General features: G+C 33.5%; 22 protein-coding genes. 7 read left to right on the plus strand and 15 right to left on the minus strand.

What is annotated here, in order from left to right; genetic code table 11:
* Positions 1-1398: 1398 nt before the first annotated feature.
* Genes ABMA78_RS15445 through ABMA78_RS15460 form a run of 4 tightly spaced genes read left to right on the plus strand, consistent with a single transcriptional unit; the run spans position 1399 to position 5356 of the window.
* Positions 1399-2211, plus strand: a complete 813-nt coding sequence (locus ABMA78_RS15445; RefSeq protein ID WP_392861360.1) for a glycosyltransferase — start codon at positions 1399-1401, stop codon at positions 2209-2211.
* Complete coding sequence (locus ABMA78_RS15450) at positions 2198-3493, plus strand: polysaccharide biosynthesis C-terminal domain-containing protein (protein WP_392861362.1); 1296 nt, start codon at positions 2198-2200, stop codon at positions 3491-3493. Before ABMA78_RS15445 ends, ABMA78_RS15450 begins: the two co-directional genes overlap by 14 nt.
* Positions 3490-4350: a sugar nucleotide-binding protein gene (locus ABMA78_RS15455; protein ID WP_392861364.1), complete on the plus strand. Its 861-nt coding sequence runs from the start codon at positions 3490-3492 to the stop codon at positions 4348-4350. Before ABMA78_RS15450 ends, ABMA78_RS15455 begins: the two co-directional genes overlap by 4 nt.
* Positions 4340-5356: a polysaccharide biosynthesis protein gene (locus ABMA78_RS15460; RefSeq protein WP_392861365.1), complete on the plus strand. Its 1017-nt coding sequence runs from the start codon at positions 4340-4342 to the stop codon at positions 5354-5356. Before ABMA78_RS15455 ends, ABMA78_RS15460 begins: the two co-directional genes overlap by 11 nt.
* Here the strand turns inward: ABMA78_RS15460 and ABMA78_RS15465 are convergent.
* Positions 5339-6469 (minus strand): hypothetical protein, encoded by a 1131-nt coding sequence (locus ABMA78_RS15465; protein WP_392861367.1) that lies wholly within the window; start codon positions 6467-6469, stop codon positions 5339-5341. The genes ABMA78_RS15460 and ABMA78_RS15465 overlap by 18 nt on opposite strands.
* A gap of 244 nt (positions 6470-6713) precedes the next feature.
* Between ABMA78_RS15465 and ABMA78_RS15470 the strand changes: the two genes are divergently transcribed.
* Positions 6714-7610, plus strand: coding sequence for an MraY family glycosyltransferase (locus ABMA78_RS15470; RefSeq protein WP_392861552.1), 897 nt, complete (start codon positions 6714-6716; stop codon positions 7608-7610).
* On the opposite strand, the gene ABMA78_RS15475 is transcribed toward ABMA78_RS15470, so the two are convergent.
* The 3 genes from ABMA78_RS15475 to ABMA78_RS15485 are packed head-to-tail and all read right to left on the minus strand — an operon-like array spanning position 7600 to position 10179.
* Positions 7600-8301 carry a hypothetical protein gene (locus tag ABMA78_RS15475; RefSeq protein WP_392861369.1) on the minus strand — a complete coding sequence of 234 codons (702 nt, stop codon included), beginning with the start codon at positions 8299-8301 and terminating at the stop codon, positions 7600-7602. The genes ABMA78_RS15470 and ABMA78_RS15475 overlap by 11 nt on opposite strands.
* A 17-nt stretch (positions 8302-8318) precedes the next feature.
* On the minus strand, positions 8319-9137 hold the full coding sequence (locus ABMA78_RS15480; RefSeq protein ID WP_392861370.1) for a nucleotidyl transferase AbiEii/AbiGii toxin family protein: 819 nt from the start codon (positions 9135-9137) through the stop codon (positions 8319-8321).
* Positions 9127-10179, minus strand: coding sequence for a type IV toxin-antitoxin system AbiEi family antitoxin (locus ABMA78_RS15485; RefSeq protein ID WP_392861372.1), 1053 nt, complete (start codon positions 10177-10179; stop codon positions 9127-9129). The genes ABMA78_RS15480 and ABMA78_RS15485 overlap by 11 nt, the downstream gene beginning before the upstream one ends.
* 305 nt (positions 10180-10484) lie before the next feature.
* Between ABMA78_RS15485 and ABMA78_RS15490 the strand changes: the two genes are divergently transcribed.
* Positions 10485-11612, plus strand: coding sequence for an ATP-binding protein (locus ABMA78_RS15490; protein WP_392861374.1), 1128 nt, complete (start codon positions 10485-10487; stop codon positions 11610-11612).
* 53 nt (positions 11613-11665) lie between these two features.
* On the opposite strand, the gene ABMA78_RS15495 is transcribed toward ABMA78_RS15490, so the two are convergent.
* The 3 genes from ABMA78_RS15495 to ABMA78_RS15505 form a co-directional block, all read right to left on the minus strand.
* Positions 11666-11890, minus strand: coding sequence for an ATP synthase F0 subunit C (locus tag ABMA78_RS15495; RefSeq protein ID WP_021267602.1), 225 nt, complete (start codon positions 11888-11890; stop codon positions 11666-11668).
* 66 nt (positions 11891-11956) lie between these two features.
* Positions 11957-12760 (minus strand): F0F1 ATP synthase subunit A, encoded by an 804-nt coding sequence (gene atpB / locus ABMA78_RS15500; protein WP_392861376.1) that lies wholly within the window; start codon positions 12758-12760, stop codon positions 11957-11959.
* 2 nt (positions 12761-12762) lie between these two features.
* A complete protein-coding gene (locus tag ABMA78_RS15505) occupies positions 12763-13131 on the minus strand; it encodes a hypothetical protein (protein WP_392861378.1) in 369 nt (122 codons plus the stop codon).
* 56 nt (positions 13132-13187) lie between these two features.
* Here ABMA78_RS15505 and ABMA78_RS15510 point away from each other — a divergent pair, with 56 nt between their 5' ends.
* Positions 13188-14360, plus strand: coding sequence for an O-antigen ligase family protein (locus ABMA78_RS15510; protein WP_392861380.1), 1173 nt, complete (start codon positions 13188-13190; stop codon positions 14358-14360).
* Between the two features lie 30 nt (positions 14361-14390).
* On the opposite strand, the gene ABMA78_RS15515 is transcribed toward ABMA78_RS15510, so the two are convergent.
* From ABMA78_RS15515 to dnaA, 8 genes are all read right to left on the minus strand, one after another.
* On the minus strand, positions 14391-15014 hold the full coding sequence (locus tag ABMA78_RS15515) for a transposase (RefSeq protein ID WP_392861382.1): 624 nt from the start codon (positions 15012-15014) through the stop codon (positions 14391-14393).
* A gap of 351 nt (positions 15015-15365) precedes the next feature.
* On the minus strand, positions 15366-15566 hold the full coding sequence (locus tag ABMA78_RS15520; protein WP_392861384.1) for a hypothetical protein: 201 nt from the start codon (positions 15564-15566) through the stop codon (positions 15366-15368).
* Positions 15567-16382, minus strand: coding sequence for a tetratricopeptide repeat protein (locus tag ABMA78_RS15525; RefSeq protein ID WP_392861386.1), 816 nt, complete (start codon positions 16380-16382; stop codon positions 15567-15569).
* Complete coding sequence (gene gyrA / locus ABMA78_RS15530; protein ID WP_392861388.1) at positions 16351-18864, minus strand: DNA gyrase subunit A; 2514 nt, start codon at positions 18862-18864, stop codon at positions 16351-16353. The genes ABMA78_RS15525 and gyrA overlap by 32 nt, the downstream gene beginning before the upstream one ends.
* A gap of 19 nt (positions 18865-18883) precedes the next feature.
* Positions 18884-21346, minus strand: a complete 2463-nt coding sequence (gyrB, locus tag ABMA78_RS15535) for a DNA topoisomerase (ATP-hydrolyzing) subunit B (RefSeq protein WP_392861390.1) — start codon at positions 21344-21346, stop codon at positions 18884-18886.
* A gap of 65 nt (positions 21347-21411) precedes the next feature.
* Positions 21412-22494: a DNA replication/repair protein RecF gene (gene recF, locus ABMA78_RS15540; protein ID WP_392861392.1), complete on the minus strand. Its 1083-nt coding sequence runs from the start codon at positions 22492-22494 to the stop codon at positions 21412-21414.
* 4 nt (positions 22495-22498) lie between these two features.
* The gene (gene dnaN, locus ABMA78_RS15545) at positions 22499-23611 is read right to left on the minus strand and encodes a DNA polymerase III subunit beta (protein WP_392861394.1); all 1113 of its coding nucleotides are present in this window, start codon (positions 23609-23611) and stop codon (positions 22499-22501) included.
* An 821-nt stretch (positions 23612-24432) separates the two neighbouring features.
* A complete protein-coding gene (gene dnaA / locus ABMA78_RS15550) occupies positions 24433-26064 on the minus strand; it encodes a chromosomal replication initiator protein DnaA (protein ID WP_392861396.1) in 1632 nt (543 codons plus the stop codon).
* Positions 26065-26082: the final 18 nt, after the last annotated feature.

Below are 26082 nucleotides of genomic sequence, written 5' to 3' on the forward strand. Positions count from 1 at the left end.
AGAAATTATAACTAAATTTTTAATGCATGACTGTGCGCGAAAAAAACAAAATAACACACTACTACTTTTATTTTTTGAGACTTTCTAAATATTTATGTTAAATTACATAAAACCAAAACATTATAAGTAGTTATATTCTATGCTTCGTGACTTACCTATTAATAATTTCAATAAAATTGTTAATAATCTAATTCTTGTATTATATATTATTATCCCGTGGTCATATATTGATACGGCTACATCAACTTATAATTTCACACCAAAATATATAGCACTTACCCTATTAATACTCACGTTCATTCCAATTACAGTTAGTAGTACCAATTTAGTAGTAAAGTTTAAAAAGGCGTTTTGCGCTCTAATGTTTTTGGTACTTTCCTATCTAATAAATGAACGTATAGAACTTAATTATATTACTCAAATTATATACTTAGAACTAGCTTGCTTGATTATTTCTAAGGAGGCTAGCTCAACCCAGTTACTATCAAAAATATTAAGATACGCAACCCCTCTCCTGATACTAAAATGCTATATTTTTAGAAATGGACTTTTTATTCATGGCGGATTCGCGTCAAGCAATTTTTTATCTTTAATAATTTTATTAAGCTTAATGATTGAAATACACAATAAAAGTTTTATTACAACTATATTATATATTCTAATTTTAATCCCCCTTGGATCAAAGACTGCTTACATAAGTTTAATCTTATTAATACTATATAATTTTTCAAAAAGTTCTATCTTTTTAAAAAGGAATTTCTATGATCGATTTAGTAATTTTTATTACACTATCGCTTTTTCAATAGTAATAACTATTTTTTCGACTTCCTTTATTGCAAGTACTAATTTTTACAAAAACTGGATCAATCACTTTTCTATAAAACGCCAAGAAATAACTTTTAAGAACATGGTTAGAAGTGGCCTATTAAAAGACCAAGAGTTCCTTACTAAAGATTTTAAAAACAAACAGAATGAGCTAAAAACAGAGTTTCCGATATCACCTACATACTACACTTTAAATTTAAGAATATTACAAAACTTAAACATTATGAAAGATTTTAATCACTATTTTATTTCTGGTGCATTGATAAAATCAGCTACGAAATCTTTTGGCTTTAATCCTCATAATGCAATTTTAGGCTTTATTGCCCAATTAGGCTTTCTATATTTATTATATCTTTTTTTCGTATTCAGTGATTTATTTTTAAAACTTGATAACCCAGTTTTAAACCTATTACTTTTCCCCTATTTACTATTTCAACCCTACGGCTACACACTAGGTCATGGATTAATCATAATATCGATCTATTATGTTATTATAAAAAAAACATCCGTTTTCCAAAAATGGAAACTAATTAATATATAAATTTAAGAGAGTATTCAATGATATCAGTGTTAATGACTATTTATAAAAATGATAATTTGGAACATTTAAAAGAAGCTATTGATAGTATTTTAAATCAAACTAGAAGACCTGATGAGTTTCTAATTGTAAAGGATGGTCCTCTTCTAAAAGATACTGAAAATATGCTATCAAATATTAGTGATCCAATTATCAAGTATCTAACAATTGAAAAAAATATCGGCCAATCTATGGCATTAAATTACGGTATAAAAGAATGTAAGTATGAACTTGTTGCCAGAATGGATTCAGATGACATTTGTGATTTAACTAGGCTAGAGAAGCAATTTGAAATTTTTTCTAATAATCCACAAATAGATGTAGTTGGAACTGGCATTATAGAATTTTCTACTTCTATTGAGGATGCTTCAAAAATCAGAATTCTTCCTAGTACAAGTGATGAGATTCATAATTTCTCTAAATTTAGATGTCCAGTTAATCATGCTACTGTGATGTATAAAAGGTCCAAAGTTATTGAAGCTGGTAATTACACAGATATTTACTCAGTGGCTGACTACTTACTTTGGGTAAGAATGATGAAAATTGGATGTAACTTTATAAATATTCCAGAAACATTACTTTTTGTAAGGGGCGGATCTGATATGTACAAACGTAGAAGTGGTTTCTATTATGCAAAACAAGAAATAAAACTACAAAACATATTTTACAAAATGGGTCATATTAATTTATTTGAATACATTCGTAATACCATCATTAGAATAGGTTCAAGTTTATCTCCTAATTTTTTTAGAGGATTTTTTTATTCAAACTTCTTAAGAACAAGTAAGAAACTAGATGCTAAAAAATAAATTTATTAGGAATTCTTCGGGGTATTTAGTAGTTAATGTTATTAGATTGTTAACCACACTGATTGGTACCTTATTGATTTCCAAAAAAATAGGACCTGCAACTTTTGGCGATTACAGTTATATAATATCTATATATCTGATTTCATTCACATTTGATAATTTATGTAATCCTAACATTATTAAAGCGTATATACTGAAAGATAATTATACAGAAAATGAGGTTTTGGGAAGTTCGTTCTCACTAAATCTAATAATATTCTTACTAAACTTTTGTATTTTTTCTCTAGTTGGCTACTATCTTATAAAAGATAGGAGTTTGTATATTTTTCTTTTATTTCTTTTATCAACAAATTTAATAAGACCTTTTTTTATATTAAATGCATATTATGAAGCAAAATTTATGGCCACATATGCCAGTTTGTTTCAATTAATAGGTGCCCTCGGTTCAATTTTCTATCGTATCTATTACGCTATAGTAAGCCCTGAGCTTAAATATCAAGTTTATGGATTTAGTATTCAATTAATTGTTCCAATTCTACTTTTCGTTCTTACTTACAAAAACTCAATTTTTAGATGGAAATACAATAATAGTTTAACCTGGGTGGTTTTTTCAAAAAGTATCCCCATATTTATTGGGTCAATCTTCACAACAATTCTTATGAAAATTGATATCATAATGCTTAAAAGTTATGTCGGCTCCAATATTATTGGTCAGTACTCAGTAATGCTTAAGCTCTGTGAGCCTGTAACTATATTTTGTACAGCTATCTGTACCTCAATGTTTCCAATTTTAATAAATCATAAAAAAAGTGATCGAATTGAAAATTACGAAAGCTTAATTGTAGCAACAAATTCAATACTAGTATTTTCTAGTCTTACATTCGGATTTATAGGTATCTTAATCGCTCCTCTGTTTATCGATAAATTTCTTGGGATGGATTATAGTAAAGTTCCAGTTATCTTTAATATATATTATTGGACAATACCATTTCTATTTCTAAGTAACTTTCAACATAATATTGAGGTAATTGATTCTAATTCAAAAACGTACTTAACAAGAACTTTACTAGCGACACTAACAAATATTATACTTAATTACCTCATGATTCCTATCTGGGGTGAGGTAGCTGCCGCCTACACAACAGTGTTCTCTTTTTTTATTTTAACTATAGGTTCAAATATTATATATTTTAAAAAGTATCACTATCTTAATTATCAATTAAAATCTCTAAATCCAAAGAGACTCCTATTTATTAAAGATATTATAAAGGCGAATAGATGAGAATACTAATTTTAGGATCGAGCGGGTTACTTGGAACAAACTTAAACAAAGAGTTAACTAAGAATTTTACTGTTTTTAACCATACTAATACTAAAGAATCTCCTTACCAGGCAAATTTAGTAGATTACATAAGTGCCTCAAAGCTAATAAATAGTATTAAGCCTAACTATATTATAAATCTAACTGCAATTACTGATGTGAATAAATGTCAAAAAGATTCAGACTTAGCATATAGGGTCCATTGTAAAATACCCGCAAATATTACGAAAGCTATTGCAAATTTAAATGAGGAAATCAAAGTTATACATATCTCCACCGACCAGGTTTATGATAAAAACTATTCTAGAGAGGATGAGGTTATACTTAGAAATACTTATGCATTAACTAAGTACTTTGGTGAAAAAGAATTCGAACTCGATAAAACGATAGTATTAAGAACAAACTTTTTTGGTGGCGATACTGAAACTCGGACTAGTTTTACCGGTTGGATTAACAATATCTCAAACAATGAAGAATTTAATGGCTTTCAGAATATATATTTCAACCCTTTGCATATAAGCACTCTGGTTGAAGTAATTCAAAAAATAACAACTAACTTCAAGCCCGGTATCTACAACCTGGGAAGCCATGATGGACTTAGTAAATATGAATTCATAGTTAATTATCTTGAAAGAATTGGAAAAAATACTGATATATGTAAGCCTTCAATGTATACTGATACAGGTTATCCGAGACCAAATGAAATGATAATGGATGTAACAAAATTTGAAAAAGTATTTGACATGACATTACCTAAGCTTAAAGACGAGATTTCTAAAGAAGCAGAATATTTTCTAAGGAACAAAAATGAGTTTTAAAAATAAAATTTTACTAATCACTGGTGGAACAGGATCTTTTGGAAACGCCGTTCTCAGAAGATTCATCAATGAAGATTTAAAAGAGATAAGAATTTTTTCAAGAGACGAAAAAAAACAAGACGATTTAAGAAAGAAGTATATATCTCAAAAGAATATTAAATACTTTATTGGTGACGTTAGAGATAGGCAAAGTGTTGACTCAGCAATGCGTGACGTTGACTATGTTTTCCATGCTGCAGCTCTAAAACAAGTTCCATCTTGTGAGTTTCACCCTATTGAAGCTGTCAAAACTAACATAATGGGAACTGATAACGTTCTAAATTCAGCTATAGATAATAATGTATCAAAAGTTATATGCTTAAGTACTGATAAGGCTGTTCAGCCAATCAATGCCATGGGGATGAGTAAAGCACTAATGGAAAAAACTTTTGTTGCAAAATCTAGAACTATATCGAACTCTAAAACAATTATTTGCGGTACTAGATATGGAAATGTTATGGCTTCACGAGGTTCAGTTATACCTTTATTTATAAGCCAAATAAATGAGAAGTTACCTTTAACAATCACAGATCCTAACATGACACGCTTCATGATGTCCCTAGATCAAGCAGTTGATTTAGTTCTATTTGCATTCTTAAATGGAAATAATGGTGATATATTTGTTCAAAAATCACCCGCAGCAACAATTCAAATACTAGTTGAGGCATTAAAAGATCTATTAAATGCTCCTCAACATGAGGTTAAAATAATTGGTACACGACATGGTGAAAAAGTTTATGAAACTCTTCTTACGAGAGAAGAGCGAGCTAGGTCAGAAGACCTTGGAGACTATTTTAGAGTAGCTGCAGACTCACGGGATTTAAACTACAATGCTTACCTTGAAAAGGGTGAACAAAAGATAACAGAAACTGACGAATACAATTCTCACAATACTCATCAGCTATCTAAAGAAGAACTAAAAGAATTGTTATTAAATTTACGTGAAATTTCAGGTGTTTTTAACTAACAATTCATGTTTTTGAGTTAAAATATACAGCCCCAAATTTTTTAACCTATTATAATTAGTGATTGATGTATTATCTACAACTACAGGAAAGCCCAAGGCAAATGCTTGGGTTAATACTGTAGAGCTTTCTGCACAGATAATTTTACTCTCTAATAAAGATTCTAATAAACTAACTACTGAGGATTCAACGTTAATATTTAATTTTTTCACATATTCCACTTCCTGTTTTTTTATATGTGAAGGGTGAAACCTTATCACTAAGTCTAAATTATTTTCATTAGCATAATTCATCAAATTACTAACTCTCTCTTTAAACTCACCAAAAGAAGAACTTATTTGTGAATAGTATTTTAATATATTACTAAATTCATTTTTGTCACAATTAAAATACCTTTCCATAATGTTATAAACAAAAAAGTTATCAGCATGGCCATTTAAAGACTTAAATAAATTTATATAATATTCATCCCAGACATAAAAACTATTAAAATATGAATAACTATCCTTAATAAAGTAGTACTTTTCTCCATGCATAATATTAATATGCTCAATTCCCAAATCATTACAAAAATATGTTAAAAATGAAGATTCAAAATTCATCTCGCCTGAGATAATTATTACTTTAGGCTGATGTTCAAGTACAATCTGTTTATAAATTGACAATTTCCATATAATCCTTAGGATGAAATATGGGCTTAATGTAACCTTTAAACAATTATTCAATGCTTTTAAGAATAGACATATATCTATTGCTCCAAAAGGCTTATTTATAACCAAAGGCTCATATTTTTTTTCCAAAATAATTGGAAGGTTTTTAAATAAGGATATATTTGATTGAGATTCACCTTTTACTAAAAAAAAATATCTAGTCAATAATACTAAAAAAATAGGTATAAAAAGCAAAAAAGAGACTATATTCAAAAGAGCGAATTTAGTTTTTCTAGATATGTTCTTTTCAGCTAAATACTGCTTATATGAGCGTTCTAGTTTTTTTTCATCAACATTTACTTTATCAACTTCAAATAAAAGTAACTTCTGCTCCTCCCTAGAAAGAGGTAAGGAATATTCATACTCAGTTATTTTAAATAAAATTTTAGATAACAATTTAATCATAAATAAAACCTAATATATCTATTAGTACAGCCTAATTGTATTTGTTTTAAATATTATTTTTAGGTATAAATAAAGTAAGATGATTTATACAACATTATTATACATTTTTACTTCATTTATTATAACGTTTCTTACAATTCCTATACTAATAAAGTTCGCAAATACTACCAACCTATATGCTGAACAAAACTATAGATCTTCTCATAAAACACCAATACCATCATTAGGAGGAATTGGTATCTTCATGGGAATATGTTTTTCAAGTCTACTTCTAACGAAAAACTCAGAATTCAATTCTATACAATACCTATTAGCAACACAATTTATTATATTCTTTCTAGGGCTCAAGGACGATATATTTGTACTCTCAGCAAAGAAAAAGCTTTTGGTTCAATTTTTTTGTGCTCAGATTATCTTTATATATTCAGGAGTAAGAATAGACAATTTCTATAACGTCCTAGGCTTAGGAGAACTAACACTTATACAATCTAATATTATTACAGTAGTAACATTCATTGGCCTAATTAATGCCTACAACCTAATTGATGGTATCAATTGGCTCGCTGGACTAATAGCAATCTCATCATGTCTATTCCTAACTTATTGGTTTAGCATAAATAAATTTGAATTAGAGCTGGGCCTTACCCTATCCCTCCTAGGGTCACTTATAGCTTTTCTAAAGTATAATAAAACACCTGCCAAAATTTTCATGGGCGACACGGGCTCTCTCCTTATAGGTTTAACTATCTCTTATCTTCTTATTAGATTCATAAATCTAAATCACAAAAGTACCGACCTAGTACTCACTTATAGGTCAGCACCATCTATTGCAGTTGCCGTAGTCTTTATTCCCATCTTAGATACTTTGAGAGTAATGTTTATCAGAATTTTTAATGGAGATAGTCCATTCAAGCCTGATCAAAATCATCTTCATCATATTTTATTAAAAAGAGGATGTTCACATATTCAAGCTTCACTTATACTATTTGCAATAAATTGCATCTGTATTGTAATTGCTACAACACTCCATAAAACAACTGGAAAAATAGTTATACCTTCAATGTTTATTATCTTATTTACATTTTTTAACATTATTGCATTCAACAGAATAAATAAAAAGTATTTCAACGTTACGATTTAATAGTATATTTAAAATTTCTGTTTTCTATGGGACTAATCCACCAAGGCTCCAAACAAACAAAAGGCGCTCCAGGTGGTGACCACAAGCCAAATAACTCACTATCGAAAATAATCGAAAGGTCACTGCCTAAACTCACCTGATTATTCTTAAATGAATTATTGAAAACAAGGGCATCATTATTAAATGTGTTTTCATCGATAACTAAAATATTAGAATCGATATTATAAGTATTTGCCTTATCAATAACACCATCAAGTAAATGATAGTATTCACACTTAGTAGAAAATCGTAAAGTGACTGGGAGGGAATCTATATTGAAAGCAGGATGTCCTCCAATCATATATGGAAAGTCAGCTAATACTTCATACTCAACTTCTAAAGAAGATTCTATTAAGCGGTATGTAACAATTAGCTCGTCTTTCATTTTAAAAGAAAGTGATGTCGTAGATATATCAATAAGCAAGAATTCTATATCACGTGCATAACCATGCTTAACAATACCATGCTTCTCTATATAATCATTCGTCTCATAACCAATACGAGGAAATAAATGAGGCGCAGATCTTCCCCACCACTGAGGATCAGCCTGCCAAAGATGCTCTTTTTGCATTCTTTTACAAAATAAGCTTTTAAGCTCTGCCCCCATAGAGGCGACTTGAATTCGAAGTTGATTGTTTTCTAAGATATACATATTAACAAAATTTCTCGCTAGTTACTTAATCCATAAATTAACGCACTTACATAAGAACGATATTTTGTTTTCAGTTGATCTTGATTTAAACTAGTAGGCTCGACCATATCTTGAACGAAGCGTTCAAAGCTCTTATTAGCGAGACACTCATGAATAAGTTCGACGTGTTTTTCTTTTGCAACGACTTTGATTCTTGAGCCCATGATTGCCACAAGTGTCTCATGATGCGTATCGAGTTTTTCTAAAAAATCTTCATAATAATGATAAACTTCAGAAAGACCATCATCTAATAACTCGTAATTTTCTAATATATAGGCGATATCTCTTGCGTCTCTGGTTCGTTCTTTATTTTCACCCCAGGCCACAAGTTTTAGCGCTACCAACATTTCAGGAGTAACAACTTTTACTATCTCATTACCTATCTGATACTCTTTAGCACTATTTAAGGCCTCTTCATAACCTGTCACAGTCATTATCGTATCATAGGCAGGCTTCCACGAAACCTGATCCTTTTCATTTGCTACACCACCAAATGGCACTAGATCAAAAGGAGTGCCTTGATAGTAAAACCTAATATTATTTTCCTTCGTATCACTTTTAACGATAGCGTCATCATCTATAAAACTTTGTGTAAGCTTTTCTAGTGTTTCCCAGCTATCAACGAAGACACCAAAATCGACATCTGTTGTCTTTCTTGTGCTTTGCCTTATTTCACTATTTGAAAAGTTGGCCATAATATCGCGGGCCTTAGCTCCCACAATGAGAAACTCAATACCGAACTTATCAAAGTGTTCTCTCAAACCTCTAACTATAGGTACTAACTCTTCAAATGCCATATTTCTCGATCCTATCTCTTATCTCATGCTCTAGCATCTTAGCAGTCTCAATATTTCTATCAATACCTGATTCTAATAAGTCACAATATGTTATTATGTCGAACACCGTTGCGTCAGAATTATTAAACTCTTCCGGCCAAAAGGCCTTAAAAACCTCAACTTTTCCATTTTCATCTTTTTTGAGTTTTAATTCTTTCATTAAGGGAACGACTTTATCGTTATAACTATAAATTTCAAAAAATTCAGGAGTGAGATAACCCGTTCGAATACTTGCTGCTGGTTCTCCTGCCCAATAACAATCTATCTTTTTCAAATCTCTATTATTCCAATTACTCCAAAGCTCATCATCAAAAGAAGAAAAACGTCCAAGACTTAAACCTTTTCTCTTGGCCGAATACAGCGCCATTCTTAGATATTCAATAATTCTCTCAAAACGACCAAAACAATACTCGCTCCCACGACGAATGAGCAGCTTTCTTTCACGAAGTTTTCTAATTGATAAATTAATTGCACCAGGTGAAAGACTTAAGCGATCAGCTAATTCTCTTTGAGTAAGGGAATTCATGCTCATAGGATTCATTAGAAAATACAAAATAGTCTTTAAAGTTGAATCGGCCTTAAAGCCTTGCTTTTTTACGGCCCTATTTCCGCCTTTATTTCTACTTTTTAATAATGAAGTACCAAGCCTTAAGGGAACAAATGATTCCCCTCCCTCTTCGATATACCCAATTTCATTTTTTCTGAGCTCTGACTTAATTCTCTCATCAATAACACTAGAAACAACTATTCCAATCCCATCAAATTGTTTTAAAAACTCTTTAAAGCCTCTTAATTTTGTAAGATGATTTGTCTGTCCAACAATTTCGACCACCACTGGAATTTCAGAACTGGCTACCTTTATTGAAAAGAACATATCTGGTGAATAACTCTGACTGAGCATAATCTTTCCAGAAACTTTATTAACGATTTTGAAATTCAGAATATTATTAAAATAATTTTGAACATATTCTGATAAATCTTTTTCTAATGTTGAATCATACATGTTTAGACTATATCACATATCTATAATTTATTAAACAAGATGAGAACTATACATTTTCATAGTTATTTCAAACTCTTATATTATAAAGTTTACAAAACACGACAATTCTATATTTATTGAACAAAATTTACACATTTTTGTGTAATACATATTGTGTTACACAGTTTTGTGTAGTAATTATTGTGTTACACAAATACGTGGAATTTTCTTTCACAGTAAATACAATCGTTTAAACTAAGTTATAATACTAAATATCGTTACACAAAAATGTGTAACACAATAATGTGTAATTCTGGCAGGAAACTATGGCAAAAATAAAAAGAAATCCATTTAGCTTTGGATCAGTTGTTAAAGAAGATGACTACTGCCCACGACACCATGAAGAGGACAAAATTGAGGAACTAATCGTAAGTGGTGAAAAGGTGGCCATCGTTGGTGAGAGACGTATGGGTAAAACATCACTCGCACTACATATAATCGAAGATAAATTAAGAAATCCATATGTTCATGTCGACTTCATGGGCGTAAGAGACGAACGCGAAGCCGCAACTCGTATTCTAAATTCAATATCAAGAGCACAGGGCAAATATTTTAAATTTGAAACACTCGCAAAATCATTAGGCCACCTTAGGCCAGCTGTTGGAATAGATGACGACGGTTTACCAACACTTACTTTCAGTGTAAAGGCCGGAGAAGTTGATGAGTCAATCGATGCTGCATTTAAGTTACTAAAAGATATGTGTGAAAAGGGAGTCATTGTATTCTTTGATGAATTTCAAGATTTATTGAAAATAGAAGATAGTAATCGATTATTTGGAATACTTAGAGGAAAAATTCAAAACTTTATACGAACACCGTTTATCTTTGCCGGTAGTCATCGTAACCAAATGGATAAAATATTTAAAGACCCCAACAATCCTTTCTACAACGGTGCGACTGTGATTGAAATTGGAACAATTAACAAAACAGACTTTCACACATTCACAATTAATCGAATGAAAGAAAAGAATATTCGTGTGGATATCGAAGTATTTGGACACATCTACGATATGGTTTACGGGATCTCTGGAGATATTCAACGATTCTTCAGAACCGCCTACTTGCTCATGCCAAGAAATTCAGAGCTTAACTCTGAAGCCTGCAAAGTTATTCTGGAAGAGTTATTTAGCTACGAACAGACGACATTTGAAGAGATCATGATAGGTAACTTGCTCACAACACATCAAAGAGATCTTTTACGTGAGCTTGCGACAGACAACACAAATCCCTACGCAAAAGATTTCATGTCTAGGCTAAACACAACATCTGCAAGTGGTGTAACAAGAGGACTTAACTCTTTAGAAAACAAAAGCCTCATTTATCGATATGGAAAAGAATATCGATTCTACAACCCTTTCTTTAAAGAATGGATTAAAAAACATTTCAGAAAATAAAAAAGGCAGTCTTTCGACTGCCTTCCTTTAAAAATCAATTTTAGATTTTCGAATTAACCAGCAAGGAATACTGAGATAAGTACGAAAATTACAAGTGATTCCATAAGTGCTAGACCAAGGATCATTGGAGTTTGAATCTTGTCAGCAGCAGATGGGTTTCTTGCGATACCTTCTAGAGCAACAGATGCAGCTCTTGATTGTGCAGCAGTACCACCGTATGCAGCGATAGCCATTGCTAAGAAATACGCGATGTACTTAATTGCTTGAGTGTTTTCCATAATAGTCTCCTAAAACGTTAGTTACTTTGATCAAGTAACAGTTAAATTATTAAGTTTAAGTTTTAATTAGTGTGCGTGGTGCTCATCATGATCGTGGTGAGCAGTTGCAAGACTAATATAAACCATTGATAACATTGTAAATACGTAAGCTTGGATAAAACAAACTAGAAGTCCAAGTAAGTAGAATGGAATTGCAGCACCAAACATACCAACGTTCACACCAAGAATTTCAAGGTTAAGGAAAGTTGTTAATACGTGGTGGTCACCCATCATGTTACCTCTAAGACGTAGTGCTAGAGATAGTGGACGAATAAAGTTTGAAAGAATCTCAATTGGGAAAATTAAGATTGCCATGTACCAAAGTGGACCTGCAAAGTGTGCAAGGTAGTTCATTGTACCAAGTTCTTTACAACCTTTGATGTTGTAATAAACAAATGAAAGTACACCAAGAGCAAGAGTTGTGTTGATGTATTCTGTTGGAGGTAAGAAACCAGGAACAAGACCGATAACGTTCGCTAAGAAAATTGTAATAAATAGGAACGAAATGAACTTGAAGTATTTTGGTGCATCATCTTCACCAAGAACTGCACGACATTGAGTGTAGATAAATGATCCATACATCTCAACGATGTTTCTTAAAGAAATTCCTCTATCTGGAACTACTGTCTCATCTAGAGTCATTTTAGAAACACGCATTCTATAAAGAAGTGCTACAAGTAAAATGATGATTGCAACGAAAGACTTAGTGAATATGTGATCTACATAACCTAAGTGAAGAGCATGTGAAAGTTCACCTAACCAAAGGAAACCACCTGCTGCATGTGCATTTGTTGCTAATAAAGTAGTTAAAAGAAGGGCTATTTTTTTCATTATTAGTCCTTTTTGATGCTGACACCCAGCACAAATATATTTAAGAAATAATTTATTACCGGTATAATTATCTTACTTTGAAGTATTTGTACACCAAATAATAGGGCCCCGATTAAAATAACAAGCTTCCCTATAAATAAAAACGCTAGATACTTTCCATTGGCCTTATATCCATCAACGCGATGTGGCCTTATCAGCTCATCCACGGCCATCCAAAACATCACTAAATATATTACAGTAGCCGCATAGCAAACAGCGAACGCTATCCATTCCTTTCCTGGAGTCAATAAATATAGACATACAAGTGCCATAGGAAGTGACAACAGAAAATAGCGAATGAAATCGATTTTATTAAGAAGTTCTTTAAACATGGCTGCATTGTTACTATAATTTGCGTTGATTTCAAATACTTTTGACAGGAATATCTATGACAGAATCAAGAAAGCTCAATTTGTTTGCTTGGGCCATTTTCTTTTACCTAGTAATGACAATTTTTCACAAGGCTTTTGTCGCAGTTGGAATGCTTTTAATTCTAGTATTAGCATTTTACACTTCGAAAGAATCATTCATTGCAGTTTTTAAAGATAAGAAACATATCTTTCTTATAAGTTTAGTCCTTACTTTTGTTCTGTCTCTAGTAGTTACTGGTGAAGGTGAATTTAATAAAATTAAATACTACATCCCACCTATATTATTCACAGCTGCATTTTATCAATATGGCCCAAAGATTTCTGATCAATGGATTAGAAGAATTGTTTTCTGGGTATTAACTCTTAGTGCAATCAGTTCCGTTGTCGGATTTATAGCAGTTAACTTTGATTATCATATTTTAAAATTTAAATTTGTTAGTACCCCGAGAAATAGAGGTGCATTTCTTGGGATCATGTATTACTCATATACGAATGCAATCATATGCGTAATGTCAGCGGCTCTTCTTGTTCATTACAAAAAATTTAAAAAATATGTAAATCTTAAATTAGTAATTATCTCTTTAATCTTAAATCTTATCGGTCTTTACTTTACATATACTCGTGGTGCTATCCTTGCTTTTATTGCAGGACTTCCATTCATTTTCTATTACACAAATAGAAAAACTTTCGTTTCACTTTTTCTTGCAGGATTATTACTAGCTTCTGCAGTTCTATACTTAATCTTTGGTAATTCTGGTCTTTCTTTCTACCGCTTTAAACCGAACTCAATAAGCGACAATGCTCGAATCGTTATGTTCAAAACTGCAGCTATTATGTATACAAAAAAACCAATCCTGGGCTATGGTTTCCAAAATTACCAAGAGCCATGTAAAGTCATTCAAGACAAATATGACTTAAAGCCAAGATGGTGTCATTTCCACTCACATAACCAATACCTAGATGCATTTGCTCTAGCAGGTACATTCGGTGGAGTTGCGTTCTTATTATTTTTTGGAAGTTGGCTTCTTACTTACCTAATAGGTTATCGAGATATTTATTTATTCTCTCTACCTGGGCTAGTAACGTTCCTAGCAATCTGTATGACAGACACGCCATTTTATATGAGTACAGTCATCTCAATCTTATTTGTACTTTACGGAATGCTTTACGTAAAAAGAGAAACCAACTAAAACTTAAATATAAAAGGTACGTCGATACTTTTATAGGTATCGATGTACTAACCTCTTATTTTTTTCAGATAATTTAAACTCGCCTCTCCTAAGACCACTCCTAATAATTTTTTCCATTTCAGCACAGTAGCGTTTTTCTCCAAAAGCTTTCTCTCTTTCAAAATGAAAATGTGGTTCAAAATTAAATTGCTTAGCTTCATAGGAACTAAAGTGTAAAGAGCTATACGGGTAACTATGAATATCTTCAGTAAGTCCTGCTCGCATAGGGTTTTGATAAATATAACGATAAACTGTTTCTAAATATCTTTGATCATTTACAATCGTCGCTTTGTACTCGTTAGCAAAACAATGGTTTTCACGTTTGGCCCGTCTATTTATTTCTCGAGATAATCTGCGATTAAAATACATCATGAAATGATGAAGATTACATTTTGGAGTAGAAATTAATAAATGGTAGTGATTAGACATTAGAACAAATGCATGTACTTTCGTAGGCGCATTATCTTGTGCATATTTCATAGAATCTTTAACTATGTCCCATACTTCATTAATGGGTATATTAAACCAGTCACGATTGTTTGTTCGCCTTGTTACATGATACGGAAAGTTATTTTGAAAGATTCTTTTTTGTCTAGGCATGCGAGCTTTATGCATCAATACTATTCAGCTTAAAATATCTAGCTTCATATTTTTAAAAATATTTCATTTTCAATGACTGGTACGTCGATACTTTTGACAATTTCAATTAGTTATAAAAATTTATGTCGGAATTAAGAGCAGAATTCACATTAAAAGCGTGAATTACGCATTAAATACTAAGATCTTCATGGAAAAAATGAGAATTTGAATCAAATGAGGGGGATTATTTTTTATTTTGAAAGCTAAGTTGTTGGTATTTCCAAAAGTATCGACGTACCCAACCGAATCACGCGAGCTTGCGCTCTTTGATTCTTGAGTCACATGCATCTATGCTTCAAAAGTATCGACGTACCTATCTAGGCGTATCTACTTTTTACGAAGTGCATACACAACCATCGAAATTAAAATATTCCCAATTACCGCCAGAAAAATTCCTACGGCCCAGCCTTGAGTGATGACATCTTTTTTAACGAGTTCCCAAAGTCCCCAGGCAACGACGAGGGCCGTTGAAGGCAGAGACATGGCAAGTGCCATTGGCTTAATCCATTTCGGGTCATAAAGGGCCATCTAACGTTTCCTCGCAACACGACGCTCGTAAACGGAGTTAAGGCGATCTTGAATAACTTTGTTATTTGGGTATTCCCCTAGGATTGAATAGTAGAGGTCGTATGCAGTTTGAAGGCGTTCAAGTGTTTCATAGCAATTGGCCATGAGAAAGATTGCGCGAACTTTTAGATCGCGGCGATCTTCACGCTTGATGTACTCGCGAAAGTACTGAACGGCGCGGTTCCAATCTTGGGATTCAAAATACATGATGCCAGATTGGAAGAAGCTATCAACAAAGTATTTGTGATTTCCATTATTGTGCATGGAAACTAAATGTTCGGTGGCCTTATCGTATTGCTTTAATTTGATATATGAACGGGCCAGACGAAATTCATAGAGGTCGTGATTAGAAAGCTTAGGCCTAAATGCAGATAGCTTATTATAAACCTCAGCGGCTTTGGCGTAGTCGTTGATATAAAGAAAAGCAATCTCACCAATACGCTCTTGTGTTTTTACCAGCCAGACTGGGTCTGTTGTAAGTTTTGGAATTTTCTCATAGAAGTGAATTCCACGCTTATACTGGCCAAGAGAGACGGCATAAAGTTCTGCGATCTGATAATTGATCTTAATTTTGATTTCATCATTTGGCGCCATCTCTAAGATCTTGTGGTACTGCTTCACTGCTTGGGCGTACTCTTGATTTGAGATGTGATTTTGCGCAATAAGGATATCTTTGTGAATTCTTGGTGTGAAATCACAAGACGTAAGTAAAACGAGGGCCAGTAAAAAACTGGCCCTTATGAATTTATTCTTCAGTTGTTGATCCATCTTCATCATCTGATTCAATTATCTTTGCAATTGAAACAACCTTCTCACCTTCTTTAGGCTTAATTAGACGTACACCTTGAGTCGCGCGTCCCATTAGAGAAACACCACTTACCTTTGTACGAACAACTTGCCCGCGGTCAGTAATAATCATGAGATCATCTTTATCAGTAACTGGTTTAATTTGAACAATCTCACCGTTCTTATCAGTTAATCTCATTGCGAGGATACCTTTCCCACCACGAGTCTGCTTACGGTATTGAGAAGATTCAGTACGTTTACCGTACCCATGCTCAGTTACAGATAGGATTTCCATATTATCGTCAATTAATTCCATACCGATGATTTTCTCTTCATCAGTATTGATATTGATCCCTTTAACACCTTGTGAAACACGTCCCATTGGTCTTGCATCATTTGTGTCGAAACGGATGATTTTACCAGCTGATGAACAAAGTAGGATATCTTTAGATCCATCATTGATTCTAACATTTACAATATGGTCACCATCTTGAAGTTTAATTGCAATTAGACCCGACTGCTTAACATTCGAGTACTCTTCAAGAGCTGTCTTCTTAACTAGACCTTTGTTAGTTGCGAAGATTAGGTACTTCTCATTCATATCCATATCGTGTGGTACACAGATAATTTCAGTTACGCGATCACCACTTGGGATTTGGATAAGGTTTGCAATATTACGTCCCTTAGAAGTTCTCGTTCCCTCAGGAATTTCGTAAACCTTCTTCGAGAATACTTGCCCACGGCTTGTAAAGAATAGAAGCTTATCGTGAGTATTTGCCGTAAAGATATTTGTGAAGAAATCGTCTTCGTTTGCAGCACCCTTAACACCTTTACCACCACGCTTTTGCGCTTTGTAAGTATCAAGTGGCATACGCTTTACGTAACCTTTGTGAGTGATTGTTACAATCATCTCTTCACTTGCAACAAGATCTTCAATTTGAATTTCGTCAGCTTTTGCAACGATTTCAGTTCTTCTCTCGTCACCGTATTTTTCGATTACTTCAGTGAATTCTTCTTTGATGATTGCTTTAATCTTATCTTCAGAACCAAGGATTCCTTCTAAACGTGCAATCTCTTTCATAATTGCTTCATAGTCAGCAATGATCTTATCTCTTTCTAGACCAGTTAGACGTTGAAGTCTCATATCTAGAATTGCTTGAGCTTGAATCTCACTTAATGAGAATGTACTCATTAATTTCTCACGAGCATCTTGAGGCCCGTCAGATTTTTTGATCATTTCAACGACTTCATCGATATTCTCAACAGCAACTTTTAAACCTTCTAAGATATGCGCGCGCTCACGTGCTTTCTTAAGTTCGTATACTGTACGACGAATAATGATCTCTCTTCTGTGATCAATGAAACACTCTAGTTGTTCTTTGATATTAAGAACTTTTGGAGATGAGTTAACAATTGATAAGAAGATAATACCAAAAGAAGATTGTAGTGCAGTTTGCTTATAAAGCTTATTCATAACTACAGTTGCGATCTCACCTTTTTTAAGATCGATAACAACACGAATCCCCTCACGAGAAGATTCATCACGTAGATCTGAAATACCAACTAGTGACTTAGAGTTTACAAGGTCTGCAATCTTTTCAATTAGCTTAGCTTTGTTAACTTGGTATGGAAGTTCAGTAATAACAATTCTTTCACGATCTTGTTTCTTACCGTGGATTTCCACATCCATTTTTGCACGCATCTGAACAACACCCTTACCTGTTTTGTAAGCAGAGCGAATACCTTCAGTACCGTGAATTGTTCCAGCAGTTGGAAAGTCTGGACCTGGGATAATCTTCATAATATCTTCAATCGACATTTCACGATTATCAACAAGTTCAGTTAGTGCCGTCATAACTTCTGTTAAGTTATGTGGAGGAATATTTGTTGCCATACCTACGGCAATACCAGCAGATCCGTTAACTAATAAGTTAGGGATTTTTGTTGGAAGAACTGTTGGCTCTTTAAGAGAGTCATCGTAGTTAGGTTGCCAATCAACTGTTTCTTTATCTAAGTCTTTTAGCATCTCTTCAGAAAGCTTCTGCATTCTGATCTCTGTATACCTCATGGCCGCAGCGTTATCACCGTCAATTGAACCGAAGTTCCCCTGACCTTGAACCATTGGATATCTCATTGAGAAATCTTGGGCCATACGTACGATTGTATTATAAACCGCAGAGTCACCGTGTGGGTGATACTTACCAATAACGTCACCAACAACACGGGCAGACTTTAGGAATGGTTTATTGTGGTAGTTACCTAGTGAGTGCATCGCATACAGACAACGACGGTGAACTGGCTTCATTCCGTCACGTACATCTGGAAGTGCACGTCCAACGATTACAGACATTGCGTAATCGAGGTAACAATTTTTCATCTCATCGCGAATACCGATTTGTTGAATATTTCCGTGATTGTGATTTCCACCATCACCATTATCATTTTCATTTGTGATATTTGTTTCATCAGTCATAATCTAGTCCTATACGCCTTTATACATCAAGATTTCTTACATTAAGTGCATTCTCTTCAACGAATTGTCTTCTTGGTTCTACCTGGTCACCCATTAGAACAGAGAATACTGAATCAGCTTCAATCGTATCTTCAATCTTTACTTGTAGAAGTGTACGGTTTTCAGGATTCATTGTTGTTTCCCAAAGTTGTTCAGGGTTCATTTCTCCAAGACCCTTATAACGTTGGATGTAAGCACCTTGTTTTGCATCATCGATAATATAAGAAGCAAATGCTCTTAGTGATTCAAATTCCTTTGCATCACCTTTTTCACCCTTAACGATAAATTTCCCAACTTTAAATTTTTGGATTCCATCGTATAGGTTCATCAAATCTGCATACTCAGACGACTCTAGGAAGTATGAGCTTAATTTAAATTTCTTAGTTCTAGCAGTTGTCTTAACATTGATACGAATAAGATTTGATTCATGCTCTTTGTCTTCTTCAATTGAGAAAGTGTAATTTCTTAATGTTTCAGACTCTTGAGTTTTGAAGTGTTCATCAAGTTTATTAACGATACCATCAAGCTTTGAACGATCCTTAAGATCTGCAGCTGTGATCCCAATTTCTTCGATTAAGTGTCTTAGTAAGAAAGTATCGAAGTGAATATCGTATGACTTAAGAGTCTTATCATATTGAGTAAACTTGTTGATTAATCCCTTAGCAACTTCTTCATCAATCATTTCACCATCGAAATTAATAGAAGTACCTTCGATTGCGTTTGCAACTAAGAATGTCTCAAGAGCTTTTTCATCTTTTAGATAGATCTCTTTCTTACCTTTCTTGTACTTATATAATGGCGGTTGTGCGATATAAACATAACCTTGTTCAATCAGTTCAGGGAACTGACGGTATAGAAGAGTTAAAATAAGAGTTCTAATGTGAGAACCATCGACGTCGGCATCTGTCATGATAACAAGCTTGTGGTAACGAAGTTTTGAGATATCAAAGTTACCTTTTCCAATCCCTGTACCCATTGCTTGAACGATCATTTTAATTTCGGCGTTACCAAGCATTTTGTCATAACGTGCTTTTTCAACGTTAAGAATTTTCCCTTTTAGTGGAAGTACTGCTTGATACTTTCTATCTCTACCCTGCTTAGCAGAACCACCGGCAGAGTCACCCTCTACGATGTAAATTTCTGAAAGAGCTGGATCTTTTTCCTGACAGTCTGCCATCTTACCTGGAAGGCCACCCATATCTAGAACTGACTTTCTTCTAGTTAATTCACGAGCACGACGAGCAGCTTCTCTTGCAGCTGCAGCATCAACTGATTTTCTAATAATCGTTTTTGCTGTCGAAGGATTTTCTTCTAAGTATCTCTTAAGTGCATCACCAACTAGAGAGTTAACGATACCTTCAACTTCAGAGTTACCTAGTTTATCTTTTGTTTGACCTTCGAATTGAAGCTCTGGAAGCTTAACAGAAATAATTGCTGTTAACCCCTCTCTCATATCATCACCTGTTAAATTCGTTTTAATTCCTTTAAGCAGGTTATTATCTTTTGCATATGCATTTAGAACACGAGTAAGTGCCGTTTTAAATCCAGAGATGTGAGTTCCACCACCTGGAGTTGTAATAGCATTGGCATAACCAGAAAGAACTTCTGAGTATGAATCAGTCCATTGCATTGAAATTTCAACTTCGTAATCTTCTCTTGATTCTGCAATATAGATTGGCTCTTTGTGAACAACAGTCTTTGCTCTGTTTAAGTACTCAACGAATTGAATAAGGCCACCTTCATAATGGAAAGTTTCATTCTTATCTGTTCTCTCATCCTTAACAACGATCTTAAGACCTCTGTTAAGAAATGCCATCTCTCTAAAACGATTTGTTAATGTATCGTAATTGAATTCGTGTACTTCAAAAATTTCATTATCTGGTTTGAATGTTACAGACGTTCCAGTTTGAGTTTTATCTTCTAATTCACCAACAACTTTAAGTGGCTCTTTAGTTACACCATGGTTGAATTCTACTTGGTGAATTTTACCATGCTTTTTAATTTCAACTTTAACCCACTTAGATAGTGCGTTTACAACTGAAGCACCTACACCGTGTAGACCACCTGAAACTTTATAAGCTCCACCGTCTTCGTTAAACTTTCCACCAGCGTGAAGCTTTGTATATACAAGTTCTGCCGCAGATACACCTTCTTTCGGGTGAATATCAACTGGGATCCCTCGCCCATCATCGATAACAGTTACAGAGTTATCAACGTGAATAATAACTTTAATTTCGCTACAATAACCCGCAAGAGCTTCATCGACTGCGTTATCAACAATTTCATATACACAGTGATGTAGACCACGATTGGCCGTATCACCAATATACATCCCTGGTCTTTTTCTTACGGCCTCTAGTCCTTCAAGAACACTAATCTGGCTTGCACCATATTCTTGTCCGACCTTACCAATACTTCCTGCTTGATTTTCTTGATTTTCCAAAAGGAACCTCTCTTCCAATTTCTTGTGTCAGTGTGTTGTTTTAAAAAATATAAATTTTTGGAAGACTAGTTAACGGAACCGTTCGAAATATAGATCTTATTTGCGCCATTAATTTTTTCTAATTCTTCCTTAAATTTTTCATTAGCTGTCGTGATTAAAACTTGGAACTCTCGTTGTTCCAAAAATTTAACCAGCCTACCCCATCTCGCCTTGTCTAGTTCCCCTGAGACGTCGTCGATAAGTACAATTGGATAGGTGTTAAAGTTATACCTAAATAGCTCTATATAGGCAAATAAGAGGCTCAAATAAGACATTTTTTGTTGGCCTAAAGAACAAAATTCGTATGCATTCATCCCATCAAAAAGAAGCACATAGTCATCTTTATGAACTTGATAGGTCGTATGCCCTACTACTAAGTCTTTTTCTAGCCTTTGTTGCATATAATCAAAGATCATCTCTGGTGAATAACCATGAAAACGAGAATCAACTTCAATTTTTAGGGAATGATCTTCTGAAAAGATATCGCGATATGTATTTTCACAAAATGGAATAAGTTCAGTGACGAATTGGTTTCTCATGGCCACTAGCTCATACGCATAGTCTGCCATTTGACGATCAATAATATTTAACTGATCACGAAATTGTGAAGGCTTTTTAGATAAGAGTACATTTCTAAACCTAAGAGCAGAATTGTACTGATTTAATACCTTCTTGTAATCGCGACTAAGCATCGACAGATGATCATCAAACCACTTTCTTCTAAAGCTTGGAATATTAGAAAAAGAGTATGAATCAAATGGATTGATAAAGACTAACTTTGCATCGAGCTTCTTTTTCGTATTCTTGCCGTTTAAGGCCCAAGTCGAACCTTGTGGATTCATCTTTCCACTGAAAGTAATATTGTCTCCATCGTTAGCAAATAGCGATGAAAATAATATCTCAGGGTTATCCCCATCAATACTTAATAGCTGTGGAAAAGTTGTGTTTTTACGAAACGATTTTCTCGTTACTAAGACATGTAAAGCTTCTAATATATTTGTCTTTCCATTTCCGTTTTCACCTAAGATACAATTGATATTTCCATTAAAAGAAATAATATCTGGTTCTAGGTTTCGAAAATTTGTTACCTGAAGTTTTACAAGTTTCAAAGTACTAGATTCTAAGTGGCATAATGATTCCAAGATAATTTTGGATATCATTTGATCTTACGATTACCGCTGAAAATTCGTTATTAAATTCAAAAGTTACATTTTCTGTATTTAGAATTGCAATTGAATCTAATAGAAAACGAGCATTAAAACCAATTTCAATTTCTTTACCTTCGTAATCAACTGGAATTGTCTCTTTAGCATCACCAAGTGAAGGATGGTTTGCAGAGATCGTCATGTGGTTTTCAGTAAGCTTAAGCTTTACAGCATTAGACTTCTCGTTAGACATAATCTTGATACGTCTAATAGCGTTTTGAATGATTTCTTTATCAGCTGTTAGTGAGTAAGTTGTCTTAGCAGGAATTACTGCTTGATACTTTGGATACTCTCTAGCAATTAAACGAATACCAAGTTGATATTGTTCATTAGCTGTTACATATAAATATGAGTCATCAACAGAAATAAACAGATTAGCACCTGGATAAGTTTCTGCGATTTTTCTTAGTTCTGCTACACCCTTCTTAGGAATAATAATTCCATTGATAAGAGCTTCGTTATTTTGTTCAGAGATATCATTTTCAATTAGAGACAGACGATGTCCATCAGTTGATACAGCTCTTAACTTCCCTTCTACTTCTTGAAAATAAATTCCGTTAAAGTGAAGTCTCGTTTCATCGTTTGAGATAGCGTATGAAGTTTTAGTGATTAAGTTTAATAGATCATCTGAATTTAGAGTGAAAGTATTTTCGCTTCCAAAGTGTAACTTAGGAAATTCATCTGCTTCGTAAATTAAAAGTGAATAATGAATTTCTTCACAATTTATTTTTAGAAGATTTTCACCATCTTCTAACTCAATGTTGATATCTGTGTTAGGAAGTTCTTTTAATATATCAAATAGATTCTTAGCGTTTATACAGAATGAAGCTGTTCCTTCAGTTGATGCATTAATTGAATACTTTGCTGATACTTCAAGATCTGTTGCTGAAAGATATATTTTATCATTGCTAACAGTTAGTAACGTATATGTTAATATCGGTCTTGAATTCTTCTTATCAATAACAGTTAAAATTTTGTTTAATGCATCTCTTAAGTTATCTGTATCAACCCTAAGCTTCATTTTTAATCCTATCAGAAAATTATTTGTAATGTTGTATAATGGAAAACACTAGTTAGCAAGCGTGTCTAGAGCATTTAACTCTTCTTCTTTTTATATATATTTATATATATATTATATATAATCCTGTGGATAAGTTCATAACTGGCGACTCCCCTTTTATTAGCTTGTCTTCTCAATTTGGCCATTGTTGGCAAACGTTGACTACTTTTTTTTGTGCTTTGCATTCATTCGTATATTATCAAAATTGTAACAAAACTATCATGTTATTAGATTTTTGCTCACGGCCTATTGTGAATAATTTTTTGGCCAAGAAAATTTCTTTAAAATTACCTATTTTGGCCAGTCATTTACTCACAAATTACAAACATGTTGATAACTTTTTTATCCACGGCCTTAATTTATGTCGATAATATTATTAACGGCCGTGAATAAGTTTAGATTTATTGTATAACTATATGAAATAATAGGATTTATTAATTCACAATTAATTTTCTTGGCCGTGGATTGGCCGTCTAGGGCCGTGAATAACTCACATTTCGTAGGACCAAAACTGACTAGTCAAATACTGGTGTGAATTTGTCGGCCTAATGACTAGTCACAATATCAACATTCCACAAATTTTTCGTGGATAGAGTCGGGGATTGGCCACTCAATAATCCACGGCCGACTGGCCAAATGGCCGGCCAATTCATAAGGTACTGCGTCAGCTTCGGCTCCTGCCTCTCGCTGACATACTATTCATCCTGAATATAAAAAAGGCCGTGAATAACACGGCCTATGTCTTGGTTAGTCAGTTGACTAGTCAGTAATTTAGTAGGGGATTATAACGAATTTTCAATCGTCATAATTGTCTTAGAAAGCATCGGATCTTGAGACAGTTGTTTTGAAATCTTTTGTTCAGCGTGAACAACAGAGCTGTGATCACGTCCACCAAAGAATTGACCAATCTCTTCATGTGTTGCACTTGCAAGCTTACGACATAAGTACATGGCCACAAAACGTGCATTAGCAATGTCTTTTACACGTGACTTAGACTTAAGATCAGCAACTGGAATTTTAAAATACTGAGAAGTCTGCTTAGCAATTCCTTCAATTGTTATTTTCTTTTCGTCTTCGTAATCTCTAAGTCCTAGAACCTCTTTAACCATCTCTAATTCGATATCGACCTTCATGATGTCAGAGTAGGCTGAAAGCTTAATTAGAGCACCCTCAAGCTCTCTAATCGAGTTTTTAACATTACATGCAATTAGGTTCACAATATCTTCAGATAAGAATAGGTCAAGATCATCGGCCTTAGCATTAATGATTGCAACACGTGTTTCGATATCTGGTTTTTGAATATCAACAACTAGGCCCCATTGTAGGCGAGTCTTAATTCTTTCTTCTAGTCCGTTAATCTCTTGTGGAGTTTTATCAGACGTGAAGATTAGTTGTTTTCCTTTTTGATATAGCTCATTAAAGATGTGGAAGAACTCACGTTGTGTTCCTTCTTTACCTTTAAGTTCATGGACATCATCAATCATAAGAACATCAACTTTATCAGAATACTTTGAACGGAATTCTGGTAGTTGTTTATTGCGAATCGATTCAATCATTTCCTTCATGAAATCACGTGCTGTAATTAAGCAAATAACATAGTGAGGATATTGATTGTGAATACCGTTGGCCATGGCATGTAAGAGGTGAGTCTTACCAAGTCCTGAATTTGAATGAATATAAAGCGATGGATATTTACCAGCTTTACCAGGACTTTTAGCAATAGCTACAGAAGCAGCATAGGCCATATTATTTGATGGACCGATAACAAAGTTTTTAAATGTTTTGCTTCGATCAATAACGATATTATTGTAGTCGTCACTTACGTGATCGATATACTTAGATTCTACTTGAGAAAGTAGGTCTTCTTGTACTGGCTCAAGATCTAATGAAAATGAGATTTCATTGGCCGATTTAGGCTTATTTTGAGTTGGTTCTATAGGACCATTATTTAAGTGTTGTGATAGGCTAGGTTGAGCTAAGTTATTGTTATTATTAGCAATAATCTCAATCTGATATGATTTTCCTAACGTATTTACAATACTTTGGCTGATTTGGTCCAAATTCTTCTCAATAAATGACTTAATAAAGTTAGTCGTTGTTGAAAAGATTGCTCTTTCACCATCAATATTCATTAATCTGAAGAAGTCACCTTGAAAGAAAGATGCGTATTTTTGCGCATTTACTAGTGATCTCAATGAGTTATGAATCTCAGTATTCATCATATCTAGTTCTTCAGCACTGAAGAAATCGTCCGATAGGCTAGAGCTATTATATGATGATTGATTTAAATTTTGCTTAATATTGAAGGGATCCTCAATAATATTCTTATTGGCAAGATCTTCTATGTTGTTGATTTTATTACTTGATGGGTTAGAATTCTTTAAAAATTCATTAAAAGGAAAATTTCCCTGCATGTTGGATTCCCTTGAGCA

It is taken from the genome of Halobacteriovorax sp. RZ-2, from assembly GCF_043196685.1.
In the GTDB taxonomy this organism is placed as follows: domain Bacteria; phylum Bdellovibrionota; class Bacteriovoracia; order Bacteriovoracales; family Bacteriovoracaceae; genus Halobacteriovorax_A.